The 25163-nt window shown below is 67.5% G+C and carries 21 protein-coding genes and 4 tRNA genes (1 of these 25 cut by a window edge); 9 read left to right on the top strand and 16 right to left on the bottom strand.

The features are described 5' to 3' along the window. From AC3WRN_RS11055 to AC3WRN_RS11035, 5 genes are all read right to left on the bottom strand, one after another. On the bottom strand, nt 1-1333 hold the 5' portion of the coding sequence (locus AC3WRN_RS11055) for a Do family serine endopeptidase (protein WP_492622984.1). The gene continues 209 nt to the left of window position 1, outside the view; 1333 of the gene's 1542 nt are visible here — the first part of the coding sequence; it begins with the start codon at nt 1331-1333; the stop codon falls past the left edge of the window. 162 nt (nt 1334-1495) lie between these two features. Further along, nucleotides 1496-2182 (bottom strand): sigma-E factor negative regulatory protein, encoded by a 687-nt coding sequence (locus AC3WRN_RS11050; protein ID WP_492622983.1) that lies wholly within the window; start codon nt 2180-2182, stop codon nt 1496-1498. Further along, nucleotides 2179-2802 (bottom strand): RNA polymerase sigma factor RpoE, encoded by a 624-nt coding sequence (gene rpoE, locus AC3WRN_RS11045; protein ID WP_201028776.1) that lies wholly within the window; start codon nt 2800-2802, stop codon nt 2179-2181. The genes AC3WRN_RS11050 and rpoE overlap by 4 nt, the downstream gene beginning before the upstream one ends. 179 nt (nt 2803-2981) lie before the next feature. After that, a complete protein-coding gene (locus tag AC3WRN_RS11040; protein WP_068095828.1) occupies nt 2982-5546 on the bottom strand; it encodes a putative bifunctional diguanylate cyclase/phosphodiesterase in 2565 nt (854 codons plus the stop codon). 32 nt (nt 5547-5578) lie between these two features. Further along, nucleotides 5579-6073 carry a hypothetical protein gene (locus AC3WRN_RS11035; RefSeq protein ID WP_068095814.1) on the bottom strand — a complete coding sequence of 165 codons (495 nt, stop codon included), beginning with the start codon at nt 6071-6073 and terminating at the stop codon, nt 5579-5581. 307 nt (nt 6074-6380) lie between these two features. Here AC3WRN_RS11035 and AC3WRN_RS11030 point away from each other — a divergent pair, with 307 nt between their 5' ends. Further along, nucleotides 6381-8447, top strand: coding sequence for a 3-hydroxyacyl-CoA dehydrogenase NAD-binding domain-containing protein (locus AC3WRN_RS11030; RefSeq protein ID WP_492622982.1), 2067 nt, complete (start codon nt 6381-6383; stop codon nt 8445-8447). A gap of 80 nt (nt 8448-8527) precedes the next feature. Here AC3WRN_RS11030 and AC3WRN_RS11025 read toward each other — a convergent pair whose 3' ends face one another. The 5 genes from AC3WRN_RS11025 to AC3WRN_RS11005 all read right to left on the bottom strand — a co-directional run bounded on the left by AC3WRN_RS11025 (nt 8528) and on the right by AC3WRN_RS11005 (nt 13527). Continuing rightward, on the bottom strand, nt 8528-9088 hold the full coding sequence (locus AC3WRN_RS11025; protein WP_492622981.1) for a DUF2058 domain-containing protein: 561 nt from the start codon (nt 9086-9088) through the stop codon (nt 8528-8530). A 50-nt stretch (nt 9089-9138) separates the two neighbouring features. Continuing rightward, nucleotides 9139-9363, bottom strand: a complete 225-nt coding sequence (locus AC3WRN_RS11020; RefSeq protein ID WP_068095818.1) for a SlyX family protein — start codon at nt 9361-9363, stop codon at nt 9139-9141. Next, nucleotides 9360-10703, bottom strand: a complete 1344-nt coding sequence (locus AC3WRN_RS11015; protein ID WP_492623004.1) for a UDP-glucose dehydrogenase family protein — start codon at nt 10701-10703, stop codon at nt 9360-9362. Before AC3WRN_RS11015 ends, AC3WRN_RS11020 begins: the two co-directional genes overlap by 4 nt. A gap of 147 nt (nt 10704-10850) precedes the next feature. Further along, nucleotides 10851-11597 carry an FKBP-type peptidyl-prolyl cis-trans isomerase N-terminal domain-containing protein gene (locus AC3WRN_RS11010; RefSeq protein ID WP_492622980.1) on the bottom strand — a complete coding sequence of 249 codons (747 nt, stop codon included), beginning with the start codon at nt 11595-11597 and terminating at the stop codon, nt 10851-10853. Nucleotides 11598-11754: 157 nt separating this feature from the next. Next, nucleotides 11755-13527, bottom strand: a complete 1773-nt coding sequence (locus tag AC3WRN_RS11005; protein WP_492622979.1) for a cation:proton antiporter — start codon at nt 13525-13527, stop codon at nt 11755-11757. A gap of 169 nt (nt 13528-13696) precedes the next feature. Here AC3WRN_RS11005 and AC3WRN_RS11000 point away from each other — a divergent pair. The 3 genes from AC3WRN_RS11000 (at nt 13697) to AC3WRN_RS10990 (ending at nt 13961) form a co-directional block, all read left to right on the top strand. After that, nucleotides 13697-13772 (top strand) — tRNA-Ala (locus AC3WRN_RS11000). 8 nt (nt 13773-13780) lie between these two features. Beyond that, nucleotides 13781-13856, top strand: a tRNA-Glu gene (locus AC3WRN_RS10995). A gap of 28 nt (nt 13857-13884) precedes the next feature. Continuing rightward, a tRNA-Asp gene (locus tag AC3WRN_RS10990) sits at nt 13885-13961 on the top strand. 49 nt (nt 13962-14010) lie between these two features. Here AC3WRN_RS10990 and AC3WRN_RS10985 read toward each other — a convergent pair. Continuing rightward, on the bottom strand, nt 14011-14478 hold the full coding sequence (locus AC3WRN_RS10985) for a DUF1249 domain-containing protein (protein WP_492622978.1): 468 nt from the start codon (nt 14476-14478) through the stop codon (nt 14011-14013). A 28-nt stretch (nt 14479-14506) separates the two neighbouring features. Continuing rightward, complete coding sequence (gene ppsR, locus AC3WRN_RS10980) at nt 14507-15322, bottom strand: posphoenolpyruvate synthetase regulatory kinase/phosphorylase PpsR (protein ID WP_068094868.1); 816 nt, start codon at nt 15320-15322, stop codon at nt 14507-14509. Nucleotides 15323-15555: 233 nt separating this feature from the next. Here ppsR and ppsA point away from each other — a divergent pair, with 233 nt between their 5' ends. From ppsA to AC3WRN_RS10965, 3 genes are all read left to right on the top strand, one after another. After that, entirely contained in the window at nt 15556-17982 is a 2427-nt protein-coding gene (gene ppsA / locus AC3WRN_RS10975; RefSeq protein ID WP_492622977.1) for a phosphoenolpyruvate synthase, read from the top strand. A 101-nt stretch (nt 17983-18083) separates the two neighbouring features. Next, a tRNA-Ser gene (locus AC3WRN_RS10970) sits at nt 18084-18173 on the top strand. 206 nt (nt 18174-18379) lie between these two features. Further along, entirely contained in the window at nt 18380-19081 is a 702-nt protein-coding gene (locus AC3WRN_RS10965; RefSeq protein ID WP_068094862.1) for a PP2C family protein-serine/threonine phosphatase, read from the top strand. A 16-nt stretch (nt 19082-19097) separates the two neighbouring features. On the opposite strand, the gene dnaQ is transcribed toward AC3WRN_RS10965, so the two are convergent. From dnaQ to AC3WRN_RS10950, 3 genes are read right to left on the bottom strand one after another with little or no spacing between them, the layout of a single operon-like run. Then, on the bottom strand, nt 19098-19808 hold the full coding sequence (dnaQ, locus tag AC3WRN_RS10960; protein ID WP_492622976.1) for a DNA polymerase III subunit epsilon: 711 nt from the start codon (nt 19806-19808) through the stop codon (nt 19098-19100). Further along, nucleotides 19805-20248 carry a ribonuclease HI gene (gene rnhA, locus AC3WRN_RS10955; RefSeq protein ID WP_068094856.1) on the bottom strand — a complete coding sequence of 148 codons (444 nt, stop codon included), beginning with the start codon at nt 20246-20248 and terminating at the stop codon, nt 19805-19807. Before rnhA ends, dnaQ begins: the two co-directional genes overlap by 4 nt. 25 nt (nt 20249-20273) lie before the next feature. Continuing rightward, complete coding sequence (locus AC3WRN_RS10950) at nt 20274-21062, bottom strand: class I SAM-dependent methyltransferase (protein ID WP_492622975.1); 789 nt, start codon at nt 21060-21062, stop codon at nt 20274-20276. 151 nt (nt 21063-21213) lie between these two features. Between AC3WRN_RS10950 and gloB the strand changes: the two genes are divergently transcribed. Then, nucleotides 21214-21978 (top strand): hydroxyacylglutathione hydrolase, encoded by a 765-nt coding sequence (gene gloB, locus AC3WRN_RS10945; RefSeq protein ID WP_492622974.1) that lies wholly within the window; start codon nt 21214-21216, stop codon nt 21976-21978. Then, complete coding sequence (locus AC3WRN_RS10940; protein ID WP_492622973.1) at nt 21894-23141, top strand: transglycosylase SLT domain-containing protein; 1248 nt, start codon at nt 21894-21896, stop codon at nt 23139-23141. Before gloB ends, AC3WRN_RS10940 begins: the two co-directional genes overlap by 85 nt. A 73-nt stretch (nt 23142-23214) precedes the next feature. Here AC3WRN_RS10940 and AC3WRN_RS10935 read toward each other — a convergent pair whose 3' ends face one another. Then, on the bottom strand, nt 23215-25116 hold the full coding sequence (locus AC3WRN_RS10935) for a SurA N-terminal domain-containing protein (protein WP_492622972.1): 1902 nt from the start codon (nt 25114-25116) through the stop codon (nt 23215-23217). Between the last annotated feature and the right edge of the window lie 47 nt (nt 25117-25163).

The raw sequence follows: 25163 nt of genomic DNA, 5'->3' as shown, positions 1-25163 counted from the left end.
ACGCCCCCCCCCCCCCCCCCCCCCCCCCCCCCCCCCCCCCCCCCCCCGCCACCGGTCCGGTGACGTCGCTGACCACCACGCCCTGCCCGGGTTTCAGCCCCAGCTGCTTGCGGGTATCGCTGTCGATCGGCTCCACGGCAAGGCCCAGCGCGGCCGAGCCGCTGCTGCCCGGGGACGGCGCGGCGCCCCGGCCGCCCACCGCATCACGGTCGCGCGCGGCCTCGCCGATGGTGACCTCGAGTGTCTGCCGCTTGCCATTGCGCAGGATCTCCACCGGCACCTTGGTTCCCGGCTTGGTCATGCCCACCAGCGGCGGCAGGTCCGGGGCCTGCTGCAAGGTTCGTCCGTCATAGGCCAGGATGATGTCGCCGGGCTGGATGCCGGCCTTGGCGGCGCCGCTGTCCGCCGTGACATCGACCACGGCAGCGCCCACGCCGTTGTCCAGGCCGAATGCCTTGACCATGTCGTCGCCGACCGGCTGGACCATCACCCCGAGCATGCCGCGCGAGACGTAGCCCTTGCTCTTGATCTGCTGCACCGCGTTCATTGCCACGTCGATCGGAATCGAGAACGCCACGCCGGAATAGGTGCCGGTGTTGGAGTAGATCTGCGAATTGATGCCGACCACCCGGCCCTGCAGGTCGAACAGCGGGCCGCCGGAGTTGCCGCGGTTGATCGGCACGTCGGTCTGGATGAACGAGGTGTACGGCTGGTCGCGCTGGCCCAGGTTGCGGCCCACCGCGCTGACGATGCCCTGGGTCACGGTGTAGTCGAAACCGAACGGCGAACCGATCGCCAGCACCCACTGGCCGGGCTTCAGGCTGCGCGAGTCGCCGAGGCTCACCGCCGGCAGGCTGCCGCCGGCATCGACCTTGAGCAGGGCGATGTCGTAGGTCGGGTCGGTACCGACCACCCGGGCGGTCAGCGTGCGCCGGTCCTGCAGGCGCACGGTCACCTTGTCGGCATGGTCGACCACATGGTTGTTGGTGAGGATGTAGCCGTCACCGGAGATGATGAAGCCCGAGCCCAGCGAGGTGCGCTTCTGGTCCTGCGGCGACGGCATCATCGGCATGCCGAAGAAACGCCGCAGGATCTCGGCCTGCGGATCGTCCGGCACGCCCTGGCCGGGCATCGCCTGCCCCACGCCCCGGCTGCCGCCTTGCCGCTCGCCGTTGTAGCGGGCCTCCACGTGCACCACGGCCGGTGCGTTCTTCTGCACGATCCCGGTGAAATCCGGCAGGCTCGCTGCCGGCGCCTGCGCCTGCACGGTACCGACGCCGGCGATGCCTAGCAGCGCGCAGCACGCCAGGATGCGCAAGATGGAATGGTTCATGTCTCCTCCTTGGTTGATTTCGGCCGACAGGCTTCAAGTGAATTGATGGCTCGGGCTGCGGCGTGCCCGGTCCGGACACGCGCCACCGACCGACCCGCGCGACGGGCCGATGGGGGCGAAAGCAGCGAGGACGAGCCGCGGGCAATCACACGCGGGCCCGTTTTATTGCGCGACGGCGGAAGCCCGGCGCGAGATATCCGGCGCAGCCTGCTGCTCCGGATCGAGCAGCAGCAGGTAGCTGCCGTCGTTGTTGTCGAGCGTGCGGTAGCGGCGCAGCGGCGGGTAGCCGGACAGGCGGCGCGCATACGACGACTGGCCCTGCACGAACGGCGCACCGAAGGTGGCCGACGCCTGCTGGCTGAGCAGGCCGGCGGAATTGCCGCTCAGCCACGGCGGCACCGTGGCCGGCGCCACGGGCCTGCCCGTCGATGCGGCAACGGCAACGGTGCTGGTGGCCTGCTGGGTGGTCGCGGCCATCGTGCGCTCGGCGTCGCCGGTCGGCTGGCCGATCATCAGGGCGGCGGCGGCCACGCTGGCGGCGATGGCGCCGCCGGTCGACCAGCGCAGCCAGTGGCCTCGCCGGGTGGCGGCCGCCGGCCGGGATTCCCGTTCGATCGCCAGGCTCACCCGCGCGGCGAAACCGCTTTCCGCCATCGGCGGCAACTGCCGGCGCAGGCAGTCGCGGGCGATGTGGTAGCGGCCCCAGGCCTGCTGCAGGGAGGCATCGTGATCGAGCCGGCGCAGCAGGAAGCGCAACTGCTCCTTCGACAGCTCGCCATCGACGCCCGCGGAAAGGCTCTCGCGGAACTGCTGGTCCGCGCCTGCCTGGTTATTGCCTGCCTGGTTCATGTCTGATCCTCGCGGTCCGACAACAGGGGCCGCAGCTTCTCGTCGATCGCCTCGCGTGCCCGGAAGATGCGCGAACGCACCGTGCCGATCGGGCAGCCCATCGCTTCGGCGATTTCATCGTAGCTGAGGCCATCCACCTCGCGCAGCGTGATGGCGGTCCGCAGCTCTTCGGGCAACGATTGGACAGTGGAAAACACGGATTGTTCAATTTCCTGGCGCATCAGTTCGCGCTCGGGGGTGGCGCTGTCGTGCATGCGCTCGGCGCCGGCCATGAACTCGGCGTCGTCGGCATCGATGTCGCCCGACGGCGGGCGCCGTCCCAGCGCCACCAGGTGGTTCTTGGCGGTGTTCACCGCGATCTTGTACAGCCAGGTGTAGAACGCGCTGTCGCCGCGGAACGAACCGATCGCCCGCCAGGCGCGGATGAACGACTCCTGCGCGATGTCCTCGCACTCGGCATGGTTTCTCACGTAGCGGGAAACCAGCCCGATCACCTTGTGCTGGTACTTGCGCACCAGCAGGTCGAAGGCCCGCTTGTCCCCCTGCTGGACCCGCTCGACCAGCGCGCGATCCAGTTCGTTTTCGCCCGTCCGGGCCGTATCCGTCGTCAATGCCGTCATCCGCTGCGGAGCTTGTTTGAACTGAACGCGGCGCTCAGACCACAGTCCGGCGCCCGAGTTCAGCTTGCGTGGGATCGCTCCGACACCATAACGCACAGCCCGTTGGCTGGTTGTCATGCCCGATGGGCGCCCCGGACCCGTGACGGGCCGGATCAGTTATGGGGGTGCCTGCCGCCGGCTCAAGCCGGCTCGGCCACCCGCGCCTCCAGCAGGCGCTGGCGCTCGGCCAGCAGCTTGTCGAAGCTGACCGGCTGCAACGGACGACAGAACAGGTAGCCCTGCAGCTCGTCGCAACCGTGCTCGCGCAGGAACTGCAGGTGCTGCTCGATCTCCACGCCCTCCGCCACCACCGCGCGTTTCAGGCGGTGGGCCATCTCGATGGTGGCGCGCACGATCGCCTCGTCGTCGGGATCCACCCCGATGTTGCGCACGAAGCTCTGGTCGACCTTGATGCGGTCGGCCGGCAGCCGGCGCAGGTAATCCAGCGAGGCCGCGCCGGTGCCGAAATCGTCGATCGCGATGTGGCAACCCAGGTCGTGCAGCCCGTGCAGGTTCTCGACCAGGTTCGGCACGGCCTTGATGCTGATGCTTTCGGTGACCTCCATCTCCAGCAGGTCGGGATCCAGGCCGGTTTCGCGCAGCACCCTGGCCACGGTGTCCAGCAGCTGCGGCTCCATCAGCTGCACCGCGGACAGGTTCACGCCCAGCCGCAGGCGCAGGCCGTAGCGCTGTTCCCACTCCTTCGCCTGGCGGCAGGCCGTACGCATCACCCATTCGCCGATCGAGACGATCAGGCCGGTTTCCTCGGCCAGCGGGATGAACACCGCCGGGCTGATCATGCCCAGCTCGGGATGCTCCCAGCGCACCAGCGCCTCCATCCCCACGATGTCCTCGCTCTTGGTGTCGACCTGCGGCTGGTAGACCACGCGCAGCTCGCCGTTGCCCTCGGCGTGGCGCAACCGGGTCTTCAGCGCCATGCCGTGCTGCAACGCGTACTCGGGACTGACCTCGTAGATCTGGAAGTTGTTGCGGCCCTGGTGCTTGGCCGCGTACATCGCCTCGTCGGCGTGCTTGAGCAGGGTCTGCGTGTCGCCGGCGTCGTCGGGGAAGAAGCTCAGCCCCATCGACGCGGTCACCTGCAGCTCGGTGCCGTCCTCGAGGTACAGCGGCGTCTCCATCACCTGCACGATCTTCTCGGCCACGCGCAAGGCATCGTCGTTCTTCACGATGTGCCGCAGCACGACAGTGAACTCGTCGCCGGCATAGCGCGCCACCGTGTCGGAGGCGCGTATGCTGCCGCAAAGGCGCTGGGTGACCGTGCGCAGCACCTGGTCGCCGGCGGCATGGCCGTGGGTGTCGTTGATCGCCTTGAAGCGGTCGAGGTCGACAAACAGCACGGCAAAGCACTCGCCGTTGCGGGTCGCCTCGCGGATGATCGTGTCCAGACGGTCGTTGAACAGCAGCCGGTTCGGCAGGCCGGTCAGCGCATCGACCAGCCCCTCGGCGCGCCCCTGTTCGCGGGTACGCCCAAGCTCCAGCATCTGCGCGAAACGGGCCGCGGTGCAACGCAGCACCGGCTCGATGATGCCCATCTCGCCGAAGCCGCGGCGGCTGCCGGCCAGCATCGCGCCAAGCACCGTGTGACGCTCGTCGTACAGCGGCAGGCCGGCGAAACCGGCGAGGTCGAGCTGCCGCAACAACGGATCGACCTGCGCCAGCCGCTTCGCATCGGTGCGATACAGGATCGGCTTGCCGCCCAGCACGAGCTGCAGCGAACTCTGCATCTGCGCCGGCGGCCATGCCGGGTCGTCGCCATTCCACAGCTGCAGCATCTGGGTCGGCGCATCGGCGCCGTCCTGGCGTGCCGACCAGACAGCCAGGTAATCCAGCCCCAGTTCGTCGAACAGCATGCGGCCGGCCGCGCTCTGCGCGTCGACCCCGCTGGTGGAGGCGAAGATGCGCGACAGCAGCGACAGCGCCGCCTCCGCGCGCAGGTCGGCACGGTCGCTGCGGAACATCAGCGCCAGCGCGTCGCTCCCGGCGTGCCGGATCCGGCGCACGCTGGCCTGGCCGGTGTCGGCGCCCTGTGCCGACTTGCGCTGGCAGGGATACCAATTGCGGTTGGCCTCGGCCAGCACCTGCTCGGTCGCGATGCCTTCGAAACGCAGCACCTCGGCCAGCGCCAGCCCCTCCCACTGGCTGGCGTGCATGCGGCTGTGCCGGGCCACCATGGGGCTGACTTCCAGCAGACGCCGGCTCTGCGCATCGACGATCAGCCACTCGCTGTCACCTTCCTCGAAGACATAGCGATAGTCGTCGTGCACGGCGTCCGGCGTGGCGGGCACCGCCTTGCGCGCGCGAAGACCGGCGGCCTGCGAGCGACGCCAGCGCGGCACCAGTTCGCTGCCGATCTGCGCGGCGGAAAGCCAATCGGTGATCCCGGCCGGCAGGTCGGCGGGGCCGAGCGTGGTCTCCTCGGCCAGCACCAGGATCAGCGGCGTGTCGCCACCGCCCGGAAGGCGGCGCAGCTGCTCGCAGCTGATGCGCGCCTGCCGTTCGTCGCCGGCCAGGACCATCACCATCAGCTGCAGCGGTGGCAGCGGCGGGCGGCCTTCCAGCAGGATCGCGGCGTGCGACACGTCGCGCGCGCTGTGGATCTGCGGATAGCCCGCCTGGTCGAGCGCATCGAACAGGCTGCGGCGCAACTCGCGCTGGGCGGCGACGACCAGGATACCGGAATTCATCTGCATGCCCGCCTCAAAGCCTGTCCATGGTCTCAGACCAGCCAGCGGCCGTCGCGCAGGCGCAGACGCCGCGGCTTGCTGTCCTCGCTGCCGAGATGCACGGCCAGCTCCCCCAGATGCTCGACCAGCGCCACCGGCGCGTCGATCAGCACGACGCGGCGCAGGTATCCCTTGGGCGCGCGGGCGAGCTGGCGCAGCAAGGTGGCATCCATCGCCGACAGGGGAAGTTCCAGCCCGAGCAGGAAATACACCCCGAAATGCATGCTCTGCTGCATGTAGCGCAAGGCGTTGCCAAGCCGCTGGCAGTCCGGCACCCGCACCTGCGCATCGCGCAGGCTGCCCAGGCCGGTATCGGGTTGCCACAGGTACACCGCCTGTCCGGTATGCCGGGCAAGCGCGCGAAACTGGTCGATCAGGGTGGAAACGTCCTTGCTGTCCAGCACGACGAGGCCGCTGGGGGCGGCCACGATCCGCTCGAAAATCTCGGTACCGGCTTGCGGTGGAGCGGAGGCCATTGCGAAGGTCATTGCGTCTCCGTCCTGCGGTTTCGGCGGTAATGCAGTGGTGAAGCCGACCCGCCGGCGACCGGTGGCGGGGATGGCCGGGCGAGGCCAGGTTGCGGCAAGGCTGATCGAAGCATGGCGATACGCTCCACAATCCAGCCCCTGTCACATGGTCCTGACGCCCCGCCGGACAGCCACGGCCGGCGATTTTTCCGATGACGGCCCGATTTCACACCGGCGCTGCCGCAGCGGTCAAGCGGCTGCGTCACATCTCGCAATCAAGGCGGCGGAACGGTATGGTTCAGGCCTCATCCACCACGCCTGTACGCCCATGTTCGAAGGACTGCGCTTCAACCACTGGAAGACCAGCGAAGGCGACGACGGCATCGTCACGCTGACCCTCGACCGCGCCGGCAGCAGCGTCAACGCGATCTCCCGGGCAGTGCTGGACGAACTCGAGCAGATCGTCGAGCGGCTGGCGATCGAGAAGCCGGCCGGCGTCATCATCCATTCGGCCAAGCCTTCGGGGTTTGCCGTCGGTGCCGACATCAAGGAATTCGTCGGGTACGCGAAGCACGACACCGTACTGGAGAACATCGAGCACGGCCAGCGCGTCTACGAGGCGCTGGCGCGGCTGCCCTGTCCCACCGTGGCTGCCGTGCACGGCGCCTGCATGGGCGGTGGCACCGAGCTGATCCTGGCCTGCCGCCAGCGCATCGGCGCCGACGACGACAAGACCCGGATCGCGCTGCCCGAAGTGATGCTGGGGATCCATCCCGGCTGGGGCGGTACCGCACGCCTGCCGCGCCTGATCGGCGCCACCGAGGCGCTGCCGCTGATGCTGACCGGCAAGTCGCTGTCGGCGAAACGCGCGCTGGGCCTGGGCGTGGTCGACCGGCTGGCCCGTCCCGAGGAATTGCTGGTCGAGGCGCGGCTGCTGCTGCGCCACGCCGCGACGCGCCCGTTCGCGCGGCGGGCCAAGGCCTGGGCCAGCAATACCTGGCTGGCGCGGCAGATCCTGGCGCCGATGGTGCTCGGGCAGACCGCCGCCAAGGTGCGCAAGGAACACTACCCGGCCCCGTTCGCGCTGATCGACGTGTGGAAGCGCGGTGGCTCGAACATCCAGCAGCGGCTGAAGATCGAGGCACGCTCGGTGGCGAAGCTGGCGAAGACGCCGACCGCGCAGAACCTGATCCGCATCTTCTTCCTGCAGGAGCGGTTGAAGGGCCAGGGCAGCGGCGTCGAGCACGGCATCAGGCACGTGCACGTGGTGGGCGCCGGCGTGATGGGTGGCGACATCGCCGCGTGGGCCGCGCTCAAGGGCTTCGAGGTGACCCTGCAGGACCGCGGGATGAAGTTCATCCAGCCCGCGCTGGACCGCGCCCGGGCGCTGTACGGGAAGAAGCTGAAGGCGCCGGAGAAGGTCGAGGCCGCGATGCGCCGCCTGCGCGCCGACGTCGAGGGCGCCGGCGTGGCTTCGGCGGACCTGGCGATCGAGGCGATCTACGAGAACGCCGAGGCGAAGGAAGCGCTCTACGCCGGCATCGAGCCGCAGTTCCAAACCGACGAAATCCTCGCCAGCAATACCTCCAGCATCCCGCTGGACGAACTTCGCAAGAACCTGAAGGCGCCGCAGCGCTTCCTCGGCCTGCACTTCTTCAACCCGGTGGCGCAGATGCCGCTGGTCGAGGTGGTGCGCCACGACCGGCTCGACCCGGGCGTGGAGAAGCGCGCGCTGGCGTTCTGCAAGGCGATCGGCAAGCTGCCGGTGGCGGTCAAGGGCACGCCCGGCTTCCTGGTCAACCGCATCCTGATGCCCTACCTGCTGGAGGCGATGCTGCTCTACAGCGAGGGTGTGCCGGGCCCGGTGCTGGATCGCGAAGCGAAGAAATTCGGCATGCCGATGGGCCCGATCGAGCTGGCCGACACGGTCGGCCTCGACGTCTGCGCCTCGGTCGGCCGGGAGCTGGCGCCGTTCCTGGGGCTGGAGCTGCCGCCGGGGCTGGACACTAGGCTCGAGGCGGGCAAGCGTGGCAAGAAGGATGGCCAGGGCCTGTACGTATGGCAGGACGGCAAGCCGCTGAAGCCCGAGGTCGACAAGGAGTACGTGATGCCACCCGACGTGCAGGAACGCATGATCCTGCCGATGGTCAACGAGGCCGTCGCCTGCCTCGCCGACGGCGTGGTCGACGACGCCGACCTGCTCGACGCCGGGGTGATCTTCGGCACCGGCTTCGCCCCGTTCCGCGGCGGCCCGATCCAGTACGCGCGCAGCGAAGGCGTGGACCAGCTCAAGGCCCGGCTCGAACAGCTGGCCCAGCGCTACGGCGACCGTTTCAAGCCGAAGAACGGCTGGGATCATCCGGCGCTGGCGCAGAAAAGCAACAGCGAGAAATGAGTGTGCAGGAGTGAAAAAATGAGTGAGAGCGACGTATTGCCTACTCGTTTCTCACTCCTCTCCACTCACTCCTCGTCCAATCACCACATCAGGTCGTCGGGTACCCCGTCGTCGCCGACTCCGACGGAGCCGGGCTCGATCAGCAGCGCCACCAGATGCGCATCGATGTCGCGCACCTGCTCGGCGATCTCGCGGCTGACCAGCAGGTAGCGGCCGCCTTGCTGCACCACGCCGAGCCTGCCGGCATTGAGGGCCGCCATCTGCTCGGCGTCCACGTGCACCCGGCGGATCTTGCTGCCGTATTCGAAATGGCGCGGCTGGTCGGCCTCGGCCTTGTTCAGCGCCTTGCCGTCGAGCAATTGCTGGAGCTTCTGCTTGCGCTCGTGGCGCAGCCTGGCCTGTTCGGCCGCTTCCTGCTCGACCCGCTTGCGCTCGCGTGCTTCGGTCTGCGAGCGCAGCGCATAGGCCTTGGCCAGGTCGATATCCTGCGGGCTCTGCCGGCCCGGGACAGGCGGCTTGCCGCCCTTGCGCGCGGGTTTGCCTGACGGCGGCGACGGGCGTTTCGGTTCGTGCGCCCGGTTCTGCTGGACCTGTTTGACGATGCCACTCTTGAGCAGCTGATCGCGCAGGGAGTCGGCCATGCGGGTATTCCGTAATCGGTGGGACAGGGATCGGTCGGCAGGCAACAGGGTCAATAATGCGGGGGCGGCGGCTCGTCGTGCGGGTCGTCCGCCTGCGCGGTGCGCAACGCGGCCATTTCACCGCGCAGATCCCGCAGGGCGCGCTCGAGCGCGGCGATCCGCTGCGACTGGTCGGCATCGGCCGTGGTCAGCGCCTGCACCGCCTCGTCGATGAAGGTCAGCCTGACCTCCATGTCGTCGAGCCGCTGCGCGAGGGGGGCGTTCGGGTGGCTCATCGCGGCCGCCGCAGGCTGCGGCCTCGGCCGATGCCGTAATAAGCCAGCCCCGCCTCCTCCACCACGGCCGGATCGTACAGGTTGCGCCCGTCGAACAGCGCCGGCTCCGCCAGCGCGGCGCGGATGGCGGCGAAATCCGGACTGCGGAACGCCTTCCACTCGGTGACCACGGCCAGCACGTCGGCACCCCGCACGGCGTCCATCGCCTGCTCGCACAGCACCAGGTCGTCGCGCCGGCCGTACAGGCGCTGCGCTTCCTCGCGTGCCTCCGGGTCGAACGCCCGCACCTTCGCGCCGGCTTGCCACAATGTCTCCATCAGCTGGCGGCTGGGCGCTTCGCGCATGTCGTCGGTATTCGGCTTGAACGCCAGGCCCCACAGCGCGACCGTCCTGCCCGCCAGCCGGCCGTCGAAGTGCCGCGAAATCAGCTCGAACAACTTGTCCTTCTGCTGGCGGTTGACTGCCTCGACTGCGCCCAGCAGCTGCGCATCGTAGCCGTGGGCATGCGCGGTGCGCTCCAGCGCCTGCACGTCCTTGGGGAAGCACGAGCCGCCGTAGCCGGCACCCGGATAGATGAAGTGGTAGCCGATGCGCGGATCCGAACCGATACCCTGGCGCACCAGCTCCACGTCGGCGCCGACCCGCTCGGCGATGTTCGCGATCTCGTTCATGAAGCTGATCTTGGTCGCCAGCATGGCGTTGGCGGCGTACTTGGTCAGCTCGGCCGAGCGCTCGTCCATCACCACCATGCGGTCGTGGTTGCGGTTGAACGGCGCGTACAGCTTGCGCAGCAGTGCCACCGCGCGCTCGCTGGAGGCGCCCACGACGATTCGGTCGGGACGCATGCAATCGTCCACCGCCGCGCCTTCCTTGAGGAACTCGGGATTGGAGACCACGTCGAAACCGGCGGCGACCCCGCGCGCGGCCAGCTCGGCCGCGACGGCCTCGCGCACGCGATCGGCGGTGCCCACCGGCACGGTCGACTTGTTCACCACCACGGCGTAGCGGTCCAGGTGCCTGCCGATGCTTGCGGCCACCGCCAGCACGTACTTCAGGTCGGCGCTGCCGTCCTCGTCCGGCGGCGTGCCGACGGCGATGAAGATCAGTTCGCCGTGAGCGATCGCCGGTGCCGCCTCGGTGGTGAAATCCAGCCGGCCGCCGGCATGGTTGCGCCGCACGATGGCTTCCAGCCCGGGCTCGTAGATGGGAATCTCGCCGCGCTGCAGGCGCTCGACCTTGGCTACGTCGATATCGACGCAAAGCACGTGGTTGCCCATCTCTGCCAGGCAGGCGCCCGTGACCAGGCCGACATAGCCGGTACCGAAAATGGTGACTTTCATCATCGTGGTGGCGATTCCCTTGGCGTCAACTGCTTATTGTAGCCGCGCACGCATGCCGCACGGCGCCGTCTGCGCCGGAAATGCAGAAGGGCGCGAATCGCTTCGCGCCCTTCCGTTCCGCCAAGGCCTCGAATCGGCGCCGGTGGATTACTTCTCGCCCGGAGCCCCGGCCGGCGTCGGGCCGGTCTTGACCAGGCTCACGTCGAAGATCAGCGTGGCATTCGGCGGCATCGGCGGCTGCGGCTCGGCGCCATAGGCCAGCGCGGCCGGAATGAACAGCTTGTAGTGCCCACCCACCTGCATCAACTGCAGGCCCTCGCGGAAGCCCGGAATCACGCCGGCCAGCGGGATCTTGGCGGCGCCCGGCGGGTTGTGCTTGGCGGAGGCGTCGAACACCTGGCCGTCGACGAAGCTGCCGGTGTAGTTGATCTCGACCGTGTCGTTCGGACCCGGACGGGCGCCCGTGCCCTGGCTGAGCACCTGGTACTGCAGGCCCGACGCGGTCGTCTTCACGCCCGGCGCGGTCTTGTTCTTGGCCAGGAAGGCATCGCCTTCGGTCTTGTTCTTGGCGGCGAGCTTGGCCATCTCGGCCTGGTACTTGGCCTGGATCTTGGCCATGAAGGCGTCATGCACCTGCTTGGCTTCGGTCTCGCTCATGGTCGGCTTCTGGCCGGACAGCGCGGCCTTCACCGCATTCGCCACCGCGGTCGGATCCAGCTCGTCGCGCATGATCGGCGGAACCTGGGAAGCAATCTCCCAACCCACAACGTAGCTGGCCTTGGCCTTGTCAACCGTGCCAGCAGCGCCGGCGGTCTGGGCGGCGACGCCTGCCGTCATGCCCAGCGCAACGGCCATCGCGACCGCCGTCAGCGTGGGACGCAGAAAGTGCTTCATTCGTAACTCCCTCAAGTATGGATATGCCAGCGTTGCCGACCGGGCCTCCCCGATGGAGGCAGGCCCCGCGCATTGTGCGGCGCTTGCCGGGACTTGGCAACGATCTTGGCTACGACCATGAATCGGAACAAAGGTTCAGCGGCCTGCCCGGGAAGGTTCATGTCGGCCCGGAACCGCCGGGGGGAGGTTCCGGTTTCTCCAGGGTTTCCTTCAGCGCCGCCTGCAGCCGTGCATGGATCCGCACCAGGCCCCTCCACGACACCACGGCCAGCACCACCCCGAGCACCGCCAGGCTGATTGCGATACCGCGCGGCGGCAGGATGGCCGAGCCAAGTGCGCTCACCAGCAGGCCCAGCGCCAGCAGGGTCGCCAGCGGAATCACCCGCGCCAGCACGTTGCGGATGGCCTGGGTATACGAACCGGCCAACCGCTCGCGTATGCCGATCTCCGCCAGCAGCATGCCCAGCGCCTCGGCCTTGCGGTAGACCGCGATCAGCATCGGCAGGGACAGGAACAGCGCACCGGCCCAGATCAGCGTATGGCGCAGGTCCCGATCGATGCCGAGCATCGAGAACCAGCTCCAGTTGTGCGCATTGAGATAGGCGCCGATCACGAACAGCGTCACCACCAGCAGGACATTGATCCCGATATGCCACAGCAGCCGCCGGAAGACCGCGGCCAACGCGCTGTTCTCGTTGACCGGCACCAGATTTTCCAGCCAGCCGCTGTAACTGGCCGCCAGCAGCCGCACCGAGCGCGGCGTGATCCGCCGCAGGCGGTCGGCCAGCCCGTCGGCCGAGCGGTTCAGGTACGGCGAAGCCGCCATGCACACCACCGAGACCGCCACGGCGATCGGATACAGGAAATTGCTGATCACGCCGAGCGAAAGGCCCAGCGTGGCGATCACGAACGAGAACTCGCCGATCTGCGCCATGCTCAGGCCCGCGCGGAACGACGCGCGCGCGTCGTGCCCCACCAGAAAAACGCCCAGGCCGCACGCCAGCGTCTTGCCGACGATCACCACCGCGGCGATCGCCAGCGCCGGCAGCGCGTACTGCCACAGCATTGCGGGATCGATCTTCAGCCCGATCGCCACGAAGAACAGCGCGGCGAACATGTCGCGCAGCGGCTCCACCAGTTGCAGCACGCGGCCCACGCTGCGCGACTCGGCCACCACCGCGCCAGCGAGGAACGCTCCCAGCGCCATGCTGAAACCCATCCAGGCCGCCAGCAGGCTTGCCCCGAAACAGATGCCCAGGACACTGACCAGCAAGGTTTCATCGCGCCCGAAACCGGCCACGTAATCCACCAGACGCGGCAGCAACAACAGGCCGAGAATCATCATCACGACCACGAACAACCCAAGATGGCCGATCAGCGTGAACGCGGTTTCGGCCAGCGTCGAACCGCCGATCGCGATCGCCGTGAGCAGGGTCAGCATGACGATGGCCAGCAGATCCTCGGCCACCAGCAAGCCCACCACCGGTTTCGCGAACGGCTGCTGTTGCTGGCCGTTCTCGGCCAGGGTGCGGGTGGCCACCATGGTCGACGACAACGAGATGATCGCGCCAAGGAACAACGCATCCATGCCCTTCCAGCCGAGCAGCTGGCCGGCCCCGATGCCGGCCCACAGCATCACGCCGACTTCGCCCACGGCCACCGCCAGCACGCCGATGCCGACCTCGCGCAGCTTGCGCACGCTGAACTCGAGCCCCAGCGTGAACATCAGCAGCACCACGCCGAGGTTGGAGATGTCGTCGATGGCGCGCGGGTCGGCCACCAGCATGCCAGGCGCATGCGGGCCGATCAGCACGCCGGCAAGGATGTAGCCGAGCAGCACCGGCTGGTGCAGGCGCTGGAACACGATCGTGGTGGCGCCGGCCACCAGCATCACCACGGCGAGGTCCCTGATGAAGCCGATCTCGTGCATCCGCCCAGTCCTTCCGGTCGCGTCTCGCCGCAGCTTAAACGAACCGCCGGTGCTATCCGCCGCGCGAATGGCAGCCGCCGCAGGAGACCTTCGACGGCCCGGCAATCGGTACAGAAAAAAAGCTTGACGGATATCCGGCTCGGACCTATTCTTTCGGGCTTCCAGCGGCGGGGCCATAGCTCAGCTGGGAGAGCGCCTGCATGGCATGCAGGAGGTCGGCGGTTCGATCCCGCCTGGCTCCACCAACTTATCCGTCCCCATCGTCTAGAGGCCTAGGACATCACCCTTTCACGGTGGCGACCGGGGTTCGAATCCCCGTGGGGACGCCAAGTTGGCTCGCAACGCTGGATGAAATGCGGAGTGGTAGTTCAGTCGGTTAGAATGCTGGCCTGTCACGCCGGAGGTCGCGGGTTCGAGTCCCGTCCACTCCGCCACTATTCAGACAAAAAGCCCGCCCCGTGCGGGCTTTTTGCTGTGGGTGGATCAGGGTCCGCGTTGCGGCTCCAGCGTGCCGACGGAATGCCCCTGCTCGGCCAGGTACTCCAGCCAGCGCGACAGGAACCCGTTCATGCGCAGGCGGTGCTGGAACACGCTGTGCGCCGGCGGGAAGGGTCCCAGCACCTGCCACAGGTGCCGCCCCGGATGGCAATGCAGGGCCTCGGCCACGTGCGCGTCGGTATACATGCGCAACTGCGCCGACGGCGCGCGCTGCCCGGTATGCGCATCGACGAAGCCGTAGGTGAGCTCCAGCTCCAGCGTATACGGATGGCATTCCTGCACGTGCAAATGGACGTCGAGTCCATCGTCCACGTTGGAGACGTAGCGGCCCGGCGCCAGTTGCTGCGGCGCGAACAGCCGCGTCAGGCGGTGGTAGTTCTCCGCATACAGGCCCATCAGGAACTCGAAGCGTCCCGGCAGCAGGCTGCGGCGATTGTCCAGTACGGCACTCATGGCGGGCGCGCGCGACTCCGGTCGGCAATCAGAACATGGTCCGCTCGATACCGAAGCGGTCGAAGATCTTGCTGGCGATTTCCTCGATCGACACGTGCGTGGTGTTGAGGCTGGGAATGCCGGCCTGGCGCATCAGGCGATCGGCCTGCTCCAGCTCCCAGCGACACTGCTGCAAGGTGGCGTAGCGGCTGCCGGCGCGGCGCTGCTCGCGGATCTGCGCCAACCGGAGCGGATCGATGGTCAGTCCGTACAGCCGGTCCCGGTACGGGCGAAGGCGCGCCGGCAGTTCGAGCTTCTCGAGGTCCTCGTCGGTCAGCGGATAATTGGCGGCACTGACGCCGTAATGCAAGGCCATGTAGAGGCAGGTCGGCGTCTTGCCGGAACGCGACACGCCCACCAAGATCAGGTCGGCCTCGGCGTAGTTCACGTCGATGCCGTCGTCATGCGTGAGCGCGTAGTTGGTGGCGTTGATGCGTGCCTCGTACTTGTCGAAATCGACCATGCCGTGCGAACGGTTGACCGCACCGGAACGCTTGGCACCCAGTTCGTCCTCCAGCGGGCCGATGAACGGCGCGAACACGTCCAGCATCAGCGCACCGCTGGCGGCGACGATCTCGCACAGCGCACGGTCGGCCATGGTGTTGACCACGATCGGCCGCTGCCCGGTTTGCGCGTAGTTGGTCTTGATCCGCAGCGCGGCCGCCTCCGCCTTGTGCGCATTGTCGGTGAACGGCAGCCGATGCTTGTCGAACTGCATGCCCTCGAACTGCGCGAGGATGCTGTTGCCGATCGTCTCCGCGGTGATGCCGGTAGAGTCCGAGATGAAAAAAACCGTCCGATACATACAGCGTCCTGGTCCCGCCATGGCGTTTGGCGGCACCTTAGCGCAAGCGCGAAAAGCTGTCGCCGATTGACTCCCGGCTGACTGGTATGCGGTTGGAATGACATCGGCCCCGAATGGTCTTCTTGTGCCGCGCACCATCCGCAGCGGACAATACCAGTTCTTTGCGACCCGCTCCGGGCCTTCGTGCCGCGCCCATTCCACTTATCTGCAGTGCTTTCCTTGAGGAGACACCCTTGAACGACCTGGTGCTTTGGCTCGACCAACTGCGCATGACCGACCTTGGCAAGGTCGGCGGCAAGAATGCCTCACTCGGCGAGATGATCGGCAACCTGGCCAAACTCGGTGTCTCCGTGCCCGGCGGCTTCGCCACCACCGCCGATGCGTTCCAGCGGTACCTGGAAAAGAGCGGCCTGGCCAGGCGCATCCGGGATCGGCTGGCCACGCTCGACGTCGACGACGTCGACACCTTGGTGGCGGCCGGCAAGGAGATCCGCGGCTGGATCGTCGACACCGCCCTGCCCGCCGAGCTCGAGCAGGCGATCCGCGACGCCTACGAAAAACTTTGCAAGGACGCTCTTGGTGAAGAGTCCGGCCATGGAAGGCCGGTTCTTGATTCTGGCGATCGGGGACGATCGCATGGGATCGCCGTGGCCGTGCGTTCCTCCGCCACCGCCGAAGACCTGCCCGACGCCTCGTTCGCCGGCCAGCAGGAAACCTTCCTCAACGTGGTCGGCATCGAGGATGTGCTGCACAAGGTGAAGGAAGTCTTCGCCTCGCTGTACAACGACCGCGCCATCGCCTACCGCGTGCACCAGGGCTTCAAGCACGAGGACGTGTTCCTCTCCGCCGGCGTGCAGCTGATGGTGCGCTCGGACGTGGGCGCGGCGGGCGTGCTGTTCACGCTGGACACCGAATCCGGCTTCCGCGACGTGGTGTTCGTCACCGGCTCCTACGGTCTCGGCGAGATGGTCGTGCAGGGCGCGGTCAACCCGGACGAGTTCTACGTGTTCAAGCCCACGCTGAAGGCCGGCAAGCCCGCCGTGCTGCGCCGCAACCTCGGCGCCAAGCAGTTGCGCATGGTCTATTCCAGCGCGCCTGGCGAGCGGGTGAGAACCGAGGACACTCCGGCCGAACTGCGCAACCGCTTCTGCATCAGCGATGCCGACGTGCAGGAGCTGGCGAAGCAGGCGCTGATCATCGAGCAGCACTACGGCCGACCGATGGACATCGAGTGGGCGAAGGACGGCCATACCGGCAAGCTGTACATCGTGCAGGCGCGTCCGGAAACGGTGAAGTCGCGCGCGCACGCCACCCAGCTCGAGCGCTTCCACCTCAGCGAGAAAAGCAAGGTGCTGGCCGAGGGCCGCGCCATCGGCCAGAAGATCGGCGCCGGCAAGGCGCGCGTGATCCGCTCACTGGCCGACATGAACAAGGTGCAGCCCGGCGACGTGCTGATCGCCGACATGACCGACCCCGACTGGGAGCCGGTGATGAAGCGCGCCTCGGCGATCGTCACCAACCGCGGCGGGCGCACCTGCCATGCGGCGATCATCGCGCGCGAGCTGGGTGTGCCGGCCGTGGTCGGCACCGGCAACGCGCTGGAGCTGATCCCGGACGGCGCCGACGTTACCGTGTCCTGCGCCGAGGGCGACACCGGCACGATCTACCAGGGCATCCTGAAGTTCGAGCGGATAACCGCCGACCTCGGCGCCATGCCCGAGGCACCGCTGAAGATCATGATGAACGTGGCCAACCCAGAGCGCGCGTTCGACTTCGGCATGCTGCCGAACGCCGGCATCGGCCTGGCCCGCCTGGAGATGATCATCGCCAGCCATATCGGCGTGCATCCGAAGGCGCTGCTGGAATACGCCAGGCAGGATGCCGAGACCAAGGCGAAGATCGACGAGCGCATCGCCGGCTATGCGGGCCCGGTCGAGTTCTACGTCGACCGCCTCGCCGAGGGCATCGCCACCATCGCCGCCTCGGTGTACCCGAAACCGGTGATCGTGCGCATGTCCGACTTCAAGTCGAACGAGTACGCCAACCTGCTCGGCGGCAGCCGTTACGAGCCGCACGAGGAGAACCCGATGATCGGCTTCCGCGGCGCCAGCCGCTACGTCGATCCCAGCTTCGCCGAGGCGTTCGGGCTGGAATGCAAGGCGGTCAAGCGCGTGCGCGAAGTGATGGGCTTGGCCAACGTGTGGGTGATGATCCCGTTCGTGCGCACGCTGGGCGAAGGCCGCAAGGTGATCGAGGTACTGGCGAAGAACGGCCTGAAGCAGGGCGAACACGACCTCAAGGTCATCATGATGTGCGAGGTACCTTCCAACGCCCTGCTCGCCGACGAGTTCCTCGACATCTTCGATGGCTTCTCGATCGGCTCGAACGACCTCACCCAGCTCACCCTGGGCCTGGACCGCGACTCCAGCATCGTGGCCAGCCTGTTCGACGAACGCGACCCGGCGGTGAAAAAGCTGCTCGCCATGGCGATCAAGACCGCCCGCGCCAAGGGCAAGTACATCGGCATCTGCGGCCAGGGCCCCAGCGACCATCCCGACCTGGCCGAGTGGCTGATGGACCAGGGCATCGAGTCGGTATCGCTCAACCCCGACACGGTGGTCGACACCTGGCTGCGGCTGGCGAAGAAGAAGGCCGGCTGAGCACGTCCGTCCGGTCGTGGCAGGCAAGCGTCCGCCACGCTTGTCACGGCCGGAAGCACCGCGTAAACTTGCCGGCTCGCGCGGACCACGCGCACCCCTTCGGAGAGGTGGCAGAGTGGTCGAATGTACCTGACTCGAAATCAGGCGTACGTGTAAGCGTACCGTGGGTTCGAATCCCACCCTCTCCGCCAGATACGCAAAACGCCCCCCTCGTGGGGCGTTTTGCTTTTCCGATGATGCAACCGGGTGAGAACCCGCCAGGGCCCGACCGATACGTCGGAAGCGAATCGGGACAGCGCAGGCTGCCCTTCGCGTTGCGCGCAGATGGTTCGGCTCAGTTTTCAAGACGCCGGCGCGCAACTTTGCTCCCAAACCCCACATCCGGCATGCTGTACCCATGATCGAATTCGGACACGGCACCCACGTCGGCCTGCGCCGCACGCGCAACGAGGACACCTACTATGCCGATGCCTCGCTGGGCCTGTTCCTGGTCGCGGACGGCATGGGCGGACATCAGCATGGCGAAGTGGCATCGGCCCTGGTGCGCGACACCATGGTCGAGCTGGTCGGCCGCGGGCAAAGCCTGATCGAGGCGATACACGCAGCTGCCGAACGGCTGCTGGCGCAAACCCGGCACGGCATCGACGTGCTGCCGATGGGCACCACGATTGCCGCACTGCGGACGAGCGGCGACGGCTACGAAGTCGCCTGGGTCGGCGACAGCCGGGTCTATCTGTGGAAACAGGGCTTGCGGCAGATCAGCCACGACCACTCGCTGGTGCAGGCGCTGGTCGAGGCCGGCCGGCTCGATCCGGCGCAGGCATCGCAGCACCCGCAGCGCAATGTGCTGACCCAGGCGCTCGGCGTGACCACCGCCGAACAGTTGAACATCGGCATGGCCCGGGGCCAGCTGGAGCCGGGCACGGCCTTTCTGCTGTGCAGCGACGGGCTCACCGAAAACGTCAGTGACGCGACGATCGCATGCACGGTCGCACGCTCCGAACTGGCTGCGCAGGAATGCGTGGATCAGTTGCTATTGGACGCGCTTGACGGCGGTGGCGACGACAACATCACCGTGCTGATCGTGCGTTCCCGCTGAACCCGGCGCCGCGCGCTCAACCCAGCCGCCGCCACACGCTCCGGCCTTCCGCGCTGCTCTTGTCCAATGCGTCGAGGCGCTGTTCATGCTGCCGGAGTTCTTCGGCCGAGGCATGCAACACGCGCGGGCGCGCATGCAGGACCACCGGCGCCATTACCACGGCGTCCCGCTGCTCGGCCGCCCCCTCGAAGCCGAGGTCGAAAGCCACCTGCCCCGAAGTCATCGCCAGGTACACGTCGGCCAGCAACTGGGCGTCGATCAGGCCGCCGTGCAGGTCGCGTCGCGAGTTGTCCACGCCGAGCCGCTTGCACAACGCATCGAGGCTGTTGCGCTGGCCGGGGTAGCGCTCGCGCGCCATGGCCAGGGTATCCAGCACGCTGCAACGGTCGCCGATCCGCCCCGCGTTTTCGCCCAGCCGGGCCAGCTCGGCATCGAGGAAGCCGATGTCGAAGCTGGCGTTGTGGATGATCAGTTCCGCGCCGTCGATGAAGGCCAGGAATTCCTCCGCCACCTCGGCAAAGCGCGGCTTGTCGAGCAGGAACTCGTCTTCGATGCCGGTCACCAGGCGGGCGCCTTCGTCGATCGCCCGATCCGGGTTCAGATAGGTCTGGTAGTGCCGGCCGGTGAGCCGGCGCTCGGCCAGTTCGACGCAGGCGATTTCCACCAGTCGATGGCCCTGGCGCACTTCCAGGCCGGTGGTTTCGGTATCCAGAACGATCTGCCTCATGCCCTGCCCTTCATCAGCTCGGCCTGTTCACGCGCGGCCTGGTCGACCCGTTCGTTCTCGATGTGGCCGTTGTGGCCCTTTACCCACTGCCAGCGCACCTGGTGGGCGCCCACTGCATCGGACAGGCGCTGCCACAGGTCCTGGTTCTTCACCGGCTTCCTGTCGGCGGTGCGCCAGCCATTGGCGCGCCATTTCGGCACCCACTGCTCGATGCCCTGCATCACGTAGCGCGAATCGGTGGTGAGGGTCACCCGGCACGGTCGCTTCAAGGCCTCCAGCGCACCGATCGCTGCCATCAGTTCCATGCGGTTGTTGGTGGTGGCCGGCTCACCGCCGGATACCATGCGCTCGCTGCCCTTCGCCTTCAACAAGGCAGCCCAGCCGCCCGGGCCGGGGTTGCCCAGGCAGGCGCCGTCGGTAAATGCTTCCACTTCGCTCATCGTTATCCACGTATTCCATAGAAAGTCACACCGCCGAACTGCGCCGGGTGCCCGGCGACAGCCGGTTGCCGGCCGGCACGGCCACCGGCGCCGGCCTGATCCGCAACGGCGTGGCCATGCGGCGGCGCTTGCGCGCCATCAGCACATAGCCACCGCCCCAGGGATTGACCGGGACCGCCGGGTGCACCGCGAGGCCCGGCCAGATGCGGCCTACCCGCTGCACCTGCTCGACCTCCAGCCCGGCCTGCCGCAGCCGGTGCCCGAGACGCCACGGCATCTGCAGGGCGAACCGCCTGCCGTGCGTGCGCCAGTGGAACCAGGGCGACCAGCCGCTGACCGGATGCACGCCGGTCAGCACCAGCACGCCACCCGGCGCCAGCACGCGGACCGCCTCGTCGAGCAAGGCTGGTGCGTCGGGTGCCTGCTCCAGTGCATGCCGCAGCAGCACCAGTTCGAACGCATCATCGACGAACGGCAGTAGCTCGCCCGCCGACGCCAGCAGGTCGCCACGGTAACGGCCATGTGCCAGCTGCAGCACGGTCCAGCAACCAAGCATCGGCAACGCCGGCGGTACGTCGTCGGCGAACGCGCCCAGCAGCAGCGCGTGCGTGCCGTAGCAGCGCTGCAGTTCCGGCATCAATGCCCGCCGCTGCTCATCCAGCAACCGGCGCAAGGGCGCGCTGGCATAGATGTCGTCATCACGATGATGCATGCAACCGGCCTTTCGTCTGTAGCGGAGAGTGTAGCGGCTGGCGAGATGCGGCAGCAGGTCGCAGACGGAATGGAACTGCCGCACGCTGCTGAACGGCAGCATGGTCGATTAACGTTGTTCTAACGAGTTGGCGACAGCACCACTTTATAGTCGACCGCCTCATGCGCGCCCAGGACGGCTGCGTCTGTCGTTGACCCCGGAACCAGCATCCCGGACCCCGTCCGGATGTTCCTCGAACGCAGCGGAGCCCGCCTTGCATCTCGTCCCGTTACCGGCCCTCGCCGACAACTACATCTGGCTGTTGCACGACGACGCCGGCAACGCCCTCGTCGTCGATCCGGGCGATGCCGGAGTGGTCGAGCGCGCGCTGACCGAGCGCAGGCTGCAATTGCGGGCGATCCTGCTGACCCATCACCACCACGACCATATCGGCGGCGTGCCGGCGCTGCGCGCACGCCACGACGTGCCGGTATACGCCCCCGTCGACGAGCGCATCGACGAAGCGACCGTGCGGGTGCGCGACGGCGACCGGGTCGAACTGGCCGCGCCCTCCGTGCGCTTCGAAGTCATCGCCATCCCCGGCCACACCCTCAGCCACATCGCTTACGCCGGCGCCGGCCTGCTGCTGTGCGGAGACACCTTGTTCAGCCTGGGCTGCGGCCGCCTGTTCGAGGGCACGCCGGCGCAGATGCTCGCCTCGCTGGATCGCCTGTCGCGGCTGCCGGGCGAGACCCTGGTGTGCGGCGGGCATGAGTACACCGAGGCGAATGGCCGCTTCGCCCGCACCGTCGAGCCGGCCAATCCCGAACTGCAGCGACGGCTGCAGGAGGTCGCCCGCCTGCGTGCCGAACGCCAGCCCACCCTGCCGGTGCGCCTCGCCGGCGAGCTGGCCACGAATCCGTTCCTGCGCATCGACAGTGCGGGGGTCGCCGAATGGTGCCGGCTGCACGCCGGCGGCGGCGACCGGGTCGCGCGTTTTGCCGCCGTACGCTCCGCCAAGGATGGATTCCACGGATGAGAAAGCCTCTGCGATGCCTGCCGCCGCTGCTGTCGATCCTGCTTGGCGCATGTGCCAGCATGCCTTCGCCCAGGAACCCTGCGGTTGAGGGCCCGCCCGTAACACCCGCCGCCGAACCGGCCGCCAAGTCCGTCATCGACAAGCCCGCACCGGCACCGCAGGCCGACATCTGGGAGCGACTGCGAGGCAGCTTCGCCATGGCCGACTGCGATGCCGATCCCGCGATCATGGCCTGGGCCTCGCGTTATACGCGCAACCCGAAGCAGTTCGAGAGCCAATTGCAGGCCGCCTTGCCGCGCCTGGCCTACGTACAACAAGTGGCCGACCAGTACGACGTCGCCGGTGAATTCGTGCTGCTGCCCTGGGTGGAAAGCCATTTCCATCCTGCTCCAACCGGCAAGCGGCACCGATCGGCCGGCATGTGGCAGCTGATGCCGGTGACTGCCGGCGCCATGGGCTTGCGCGTGGACCGCCGTTATGACGGCCGCCTCGACGTTCCGGCCGCTACCCACGCAGTGATGAAATTGCTGGAGCGGTACCACGACCAGTTCCACGACTGGCGCGTGGCGGACTATGCCTACAACGCCGGGGAATTCAGCGTGCGCAGGATCATCCGCAGCCACGGCATGCCGGCGGAGCGGCCGGTGATCCCGGACTGGCCGGTACGCAGGGTGACCCGCGAGCATCTGACCAAGCTGCTGGCCATGGCCTGTGTGGTGCGCGAGCCGGAGCGCTTCAATGTCAGCCTGCCGAGCCTGACGGGCGAGGAACATCTGGTGAAGATGACCATTTCCCACTCCATGCCGATCACGCAGGCCGCCGACCACGCCGGCATGCCGGCGGATGCGCTGAAGCAGCTCAACCCGGCGTTCCGCGGCAGCATGATCGACGCCGGTGCGGCCTCCTACCTGCTGCTGCCCGCCAGCCATGCCCAGCAATTCCGCGAGGCCATGCCGGCGCAAGCCGGCGACGCCTCCAGCGGCGGCAAAAGCCCTGCGGGTGCGCAAGCGGCGCCAAGAACCCATACCGTCAAGCGTGGCGACAGCCTGTGGCAGATCGCACGCGACTATGCGGTGGATGTCAGTCAGTTGCAGCGCTGGAACCAGTTGCAGGGACAAGCGCTCAAGCCCGGCCAGGTGTTGCAGGTCAGCGCGACAAACTGATCCCGCGCCCGTGCACGAACGAAGGGGCGGCCATGGCCGCCCCTTCGTTTGCCAAGCCGACGCCGCGGAATGCCTACATCAGCTTCTCATTGACCTTGATCTCGGTCTTGGTCTTCAGCTGGCTGATCAGCTCGCGCGTCGCCTCGTAGCCATAGGCCTGGGTCATCTGCTGGCGCAGGACGTCACGCTGTTCCGCCGGCACCTTGGACAGGTCGCCGTCCTGCACCTTGTCCACGGCCAGCAGCACATAGCTGCCGTCCTGCATGTCCACCACGGCGTATTGCGGCTTGCCCGCCGCGGGATGCGGCAACAGGAACGCCTGCGTCAGCAGCGGCGCCGGCATCTGGCCGTGGCGAACCACTTCGTTGGCCGTGGTGACGTCGGCATTCAGCGACTTCGCCACGTCCGCGATCGACTCGCCCTTGCGCAGGCGCGCCAGCGCTTCGTCCGCCTGCTTCTTCTCGACGGCGGCGACGCGCTCGTCGATGATCTTCTGCCGCACGTCGTTGCGTACCTCGGCCAACGGCTTGACCACCGCCGGCACGTGCTGGTCGACGTGGATCACCACCGAGTGGCTGTTGCCCAGATCGATCAGGTTGGAGTTGTTGCCCTGTACCAGCACGTCGTCGCCGAAGGCAGCGGCAACCACCTTGGGATTCGCCGCCAGGCCTTCGCCGCCCTTGCGCGAGAACAGCGCGGTGGTCTTGATCGGCAGCTTCAGTGCCACCGAGGCCGGCTCCAGCGAGGTCGGGTTCTGGTAGGTGTTGTCGGACATCTTGCCGGCGACTTCGTTGTACGTGCGGTCGCGTTCGGCAGCCGTGGCTTCCTTCACCAGCTGGTCGCGCACTTCCTCGAACGGCTTGGATTCGCCGCTGCGTACGTCGCGCAGCCAGATGATGTGATAGCCGTCCGACGACAGCACCGGCTTGGAGATCTGGTCCTTCTGCAGGGCGAACAACGCGGAGTCGAAGGCCGCGCTGGTCACGCCTTTTTCCAGCCAGCCGAGGTCGCCACCCTGGCGCCGCGAGCCGAGGTCCTGCGAATCCTGCTCGGCCAGTTTGGCGAAGTTGCCCGGATTGATTTCCGCCGCGATCTTCTCGGCCTTGGCCAGCGCGGCCTTCTGCTGCTCCGGCGTGGCATTGGCCGGCACGTCGATCAGGATGTGCGAGGCGAGGCGCTGTTCCGGCTGCACGAAACGCTGCTTTTCGCTCGCGTAGCGCTTCTTCAGTTCCGCGTCATCCGGCGCGGCCGCCAGCGGCAGCACGGCGCCGTTGACCTCGATGTACTTCACCGAGACCTGCTCGGGCTTCATGTAGTCAGCCTGGTGCGCCTTGTACCAGGCCTCGATCTCGGCATCGCCGACCGTGCTGTCGGCCAGTGCGGGGCGTGGCAGCTGGAAATAGCGCAGGTCGCGGCGCTGGGTCAGCAAACCAAGGAAGCGGTCGATCTGCACAGCATCGACGATGGTGCTGTCGTTGATCGCCGACGGCAGCAACTGGACGGCCAGCGACGAGCGGACCTCGTCCTCGAACATCCCCGGCGTCTTGCGCTGGCTGGTCAGCCAGGCGCGGTAGCTGGTGCCGTCGAACTGGCCGTTGAGCTGGAACGCCGGGATCGAGGCGATGTAGTCGCGCATGGCCAGATCCGACACCCGCAGCCCCCAGTCGGCGTTGGCCTGCAGCAGCAACTGCTCGTCGATCATCCCGTCCAGGATGCGATGCTTGGTCTCGGGCTTCTCGAACATGCTGGAATCGAAATGCTCGCCCTGCTCGGCGCTGGCTTGCTGCCGCAGCTGGTTGACCCGGTCCTGGAATGCGCGCTGGTCGATATCGTGCTTGCCGACCTTCGCCACGTACGAGCTGTCGCGCGACGTGAAGTAACTTTCCATGCCGAACAGCGACATCGCCAGAACAGCGAGACCCAGAACAATGATGGACGGCCATCCGTGCATCTTGTTTCGCATTGCCTGCAGCATTGAAATCTTCCCGCAAGATGGTGAAGCCGCATGAAGCGCGTGGCGCG

It is taken from the genome of Rhodanobacter sp. FW101-FHT13A11 (assembly GCF_058790335.1).
This window is presented reverse-complemented; position numbering and strand designations above follow the sequence as displayed.

What these genes read in the sequence shown, in the direction of transcription:
- AC3WRN_RS11035 (WP_068095814.1), bottom strand. Translation starts at nt 6,073, where the DNA reads ATGACCTTCGCAATGGCCTCCGCTCCACCGCAAGCCGGTACCGAGATT.
- rpoE (WP_201028776.1), bottom strand. Translation starts at nt 2,802, where the DNA reads ATGACGGCATTGACGACGGATACGGCCCGGACGGGCGAAAACGAACTG.
- AC3WRN_RS11025 (WP_492622981.1), bottom strand. Translation starts at nt 9,088, where the DNA reads ATGGCCGACTCCCTGCGCGATCAGCTGCTCAAGAGTGGCATCGTCAAA.
- AC3WRN_RS11020 (WP_068095818.1), bottom strand. Translation starts at nt 9,363, where the DNA reads ATGAGCCACCCGAACGCCCCCCTCGCGCAGCGGCTCGACGACATGGAG.
- AC3WRN_RS10940 (WP_492622973.1), top strand. Translation starts at nt 21,894, where the DNA reads ATGGTGCCGGCTGCACGCCGGCGGCGGCGACCGGGTCGCGCGTTTTGC.
- AC3WRN_RS10965 (WP_068094862.1), top strand. Translation starts at nt 18,380, where the DNA reads ATGATCGAATTCGGACACGGCACCCACGTCGGCCTGCGCCGCACGCGC.
- AC3WRN_RS11015 (WP_492623004.1), bottom strand. Translation starts at nt 10,703, where the DNA reads ATGAAAGTCACCATTTTCGGTACCGGCTATGTCGGCCTGGTCACGGGC.
- AC3WRN_RS11005 (WP_492622979.1), bottom strand. Translation starts at nt 13,527, where the DNA reads ATGCACGAGATCGGCTTCATCAGGGACCTCGCCGTGGTGATGCTGGTG.
- rnhA (WP_068094856.1), bottom strand. Translation starts at nt 20,248, where the DNA reads ATGAGCGAAGTGGAAGCATTTACCGACGGCGCCTGCCTGGGCAACCCC.
- AC3WRN_RS10985 (WP_492622978.1), bottom strand. Translation starts at nt 14,478, where the DNA reads ATGAGTGCCGTACTGGACAATCGCCGCAGCCTGCTGCCGGGACGCTTC.
- AC3WRN_RS11040 (WP_068095828.1), bottom strand. Translation starts at nt 5,546, where the DNA reads ATGAATTCCGGTATCCTGGTCGTCGCCGCCCAGCGCGAGTTGCGCCGC.
- AC3WRN_RS10950 (WP_492622975.1), bottom strand. Translation starts at nt 21,062, where the DNA reads ATGCTGCCGTTCAGCAGCGTGCGGCAGTTCCATTCCGTCTGCGACCTG.
- AC3WRN_RS11050 (WP_492622983.1), bottom strand. Translation starts at nt 2,182, where the DNA reads ATGAACCAGGCAGGCAATAACCAGGCAGGCGCGGACCAGCAGTTCCGC.
- AC3WRN_RS11030 (WP_492622982.1), top strand. Translation starts at nt 6,381, where the DNA reads ATGTTCGAAGGACTGCGCTTCAACCACTGGAAGACCAGCGAAGGCGAC.
- AC3WRN_RS10935 (WP_492622972.1), bottom strand. Translation starts at nt 25,116, where the DNA reads ATGCTGCAGGCAATGCGAAACAAGATGCACGGATGGCCGTCCATCATT.
- dnaQ (WP_492622976.1), bottom strand. Translation starts at nt 19,808, where the DNA reads ATGAGGCAGATCGTTCTGGATACCGAAACCACCGGCCTGGAAGTGCGC.
- ppsR (WP_068094868.1), bottom strand. Translation starts at nt 15,322, where the DNA reads ATGTATCGGACGGTTTTTTTCATCTCGGACTCTACCGGCATCACCGCG.
- AC3WRN_RS11010 (WP_492622980.1), bottom strand. Translation starts at nt 11,597, where the DNA reads ATGAAGCACTTTCTGCGTCCCACGCTGACGGCGGTCGCGATGGCCGTT.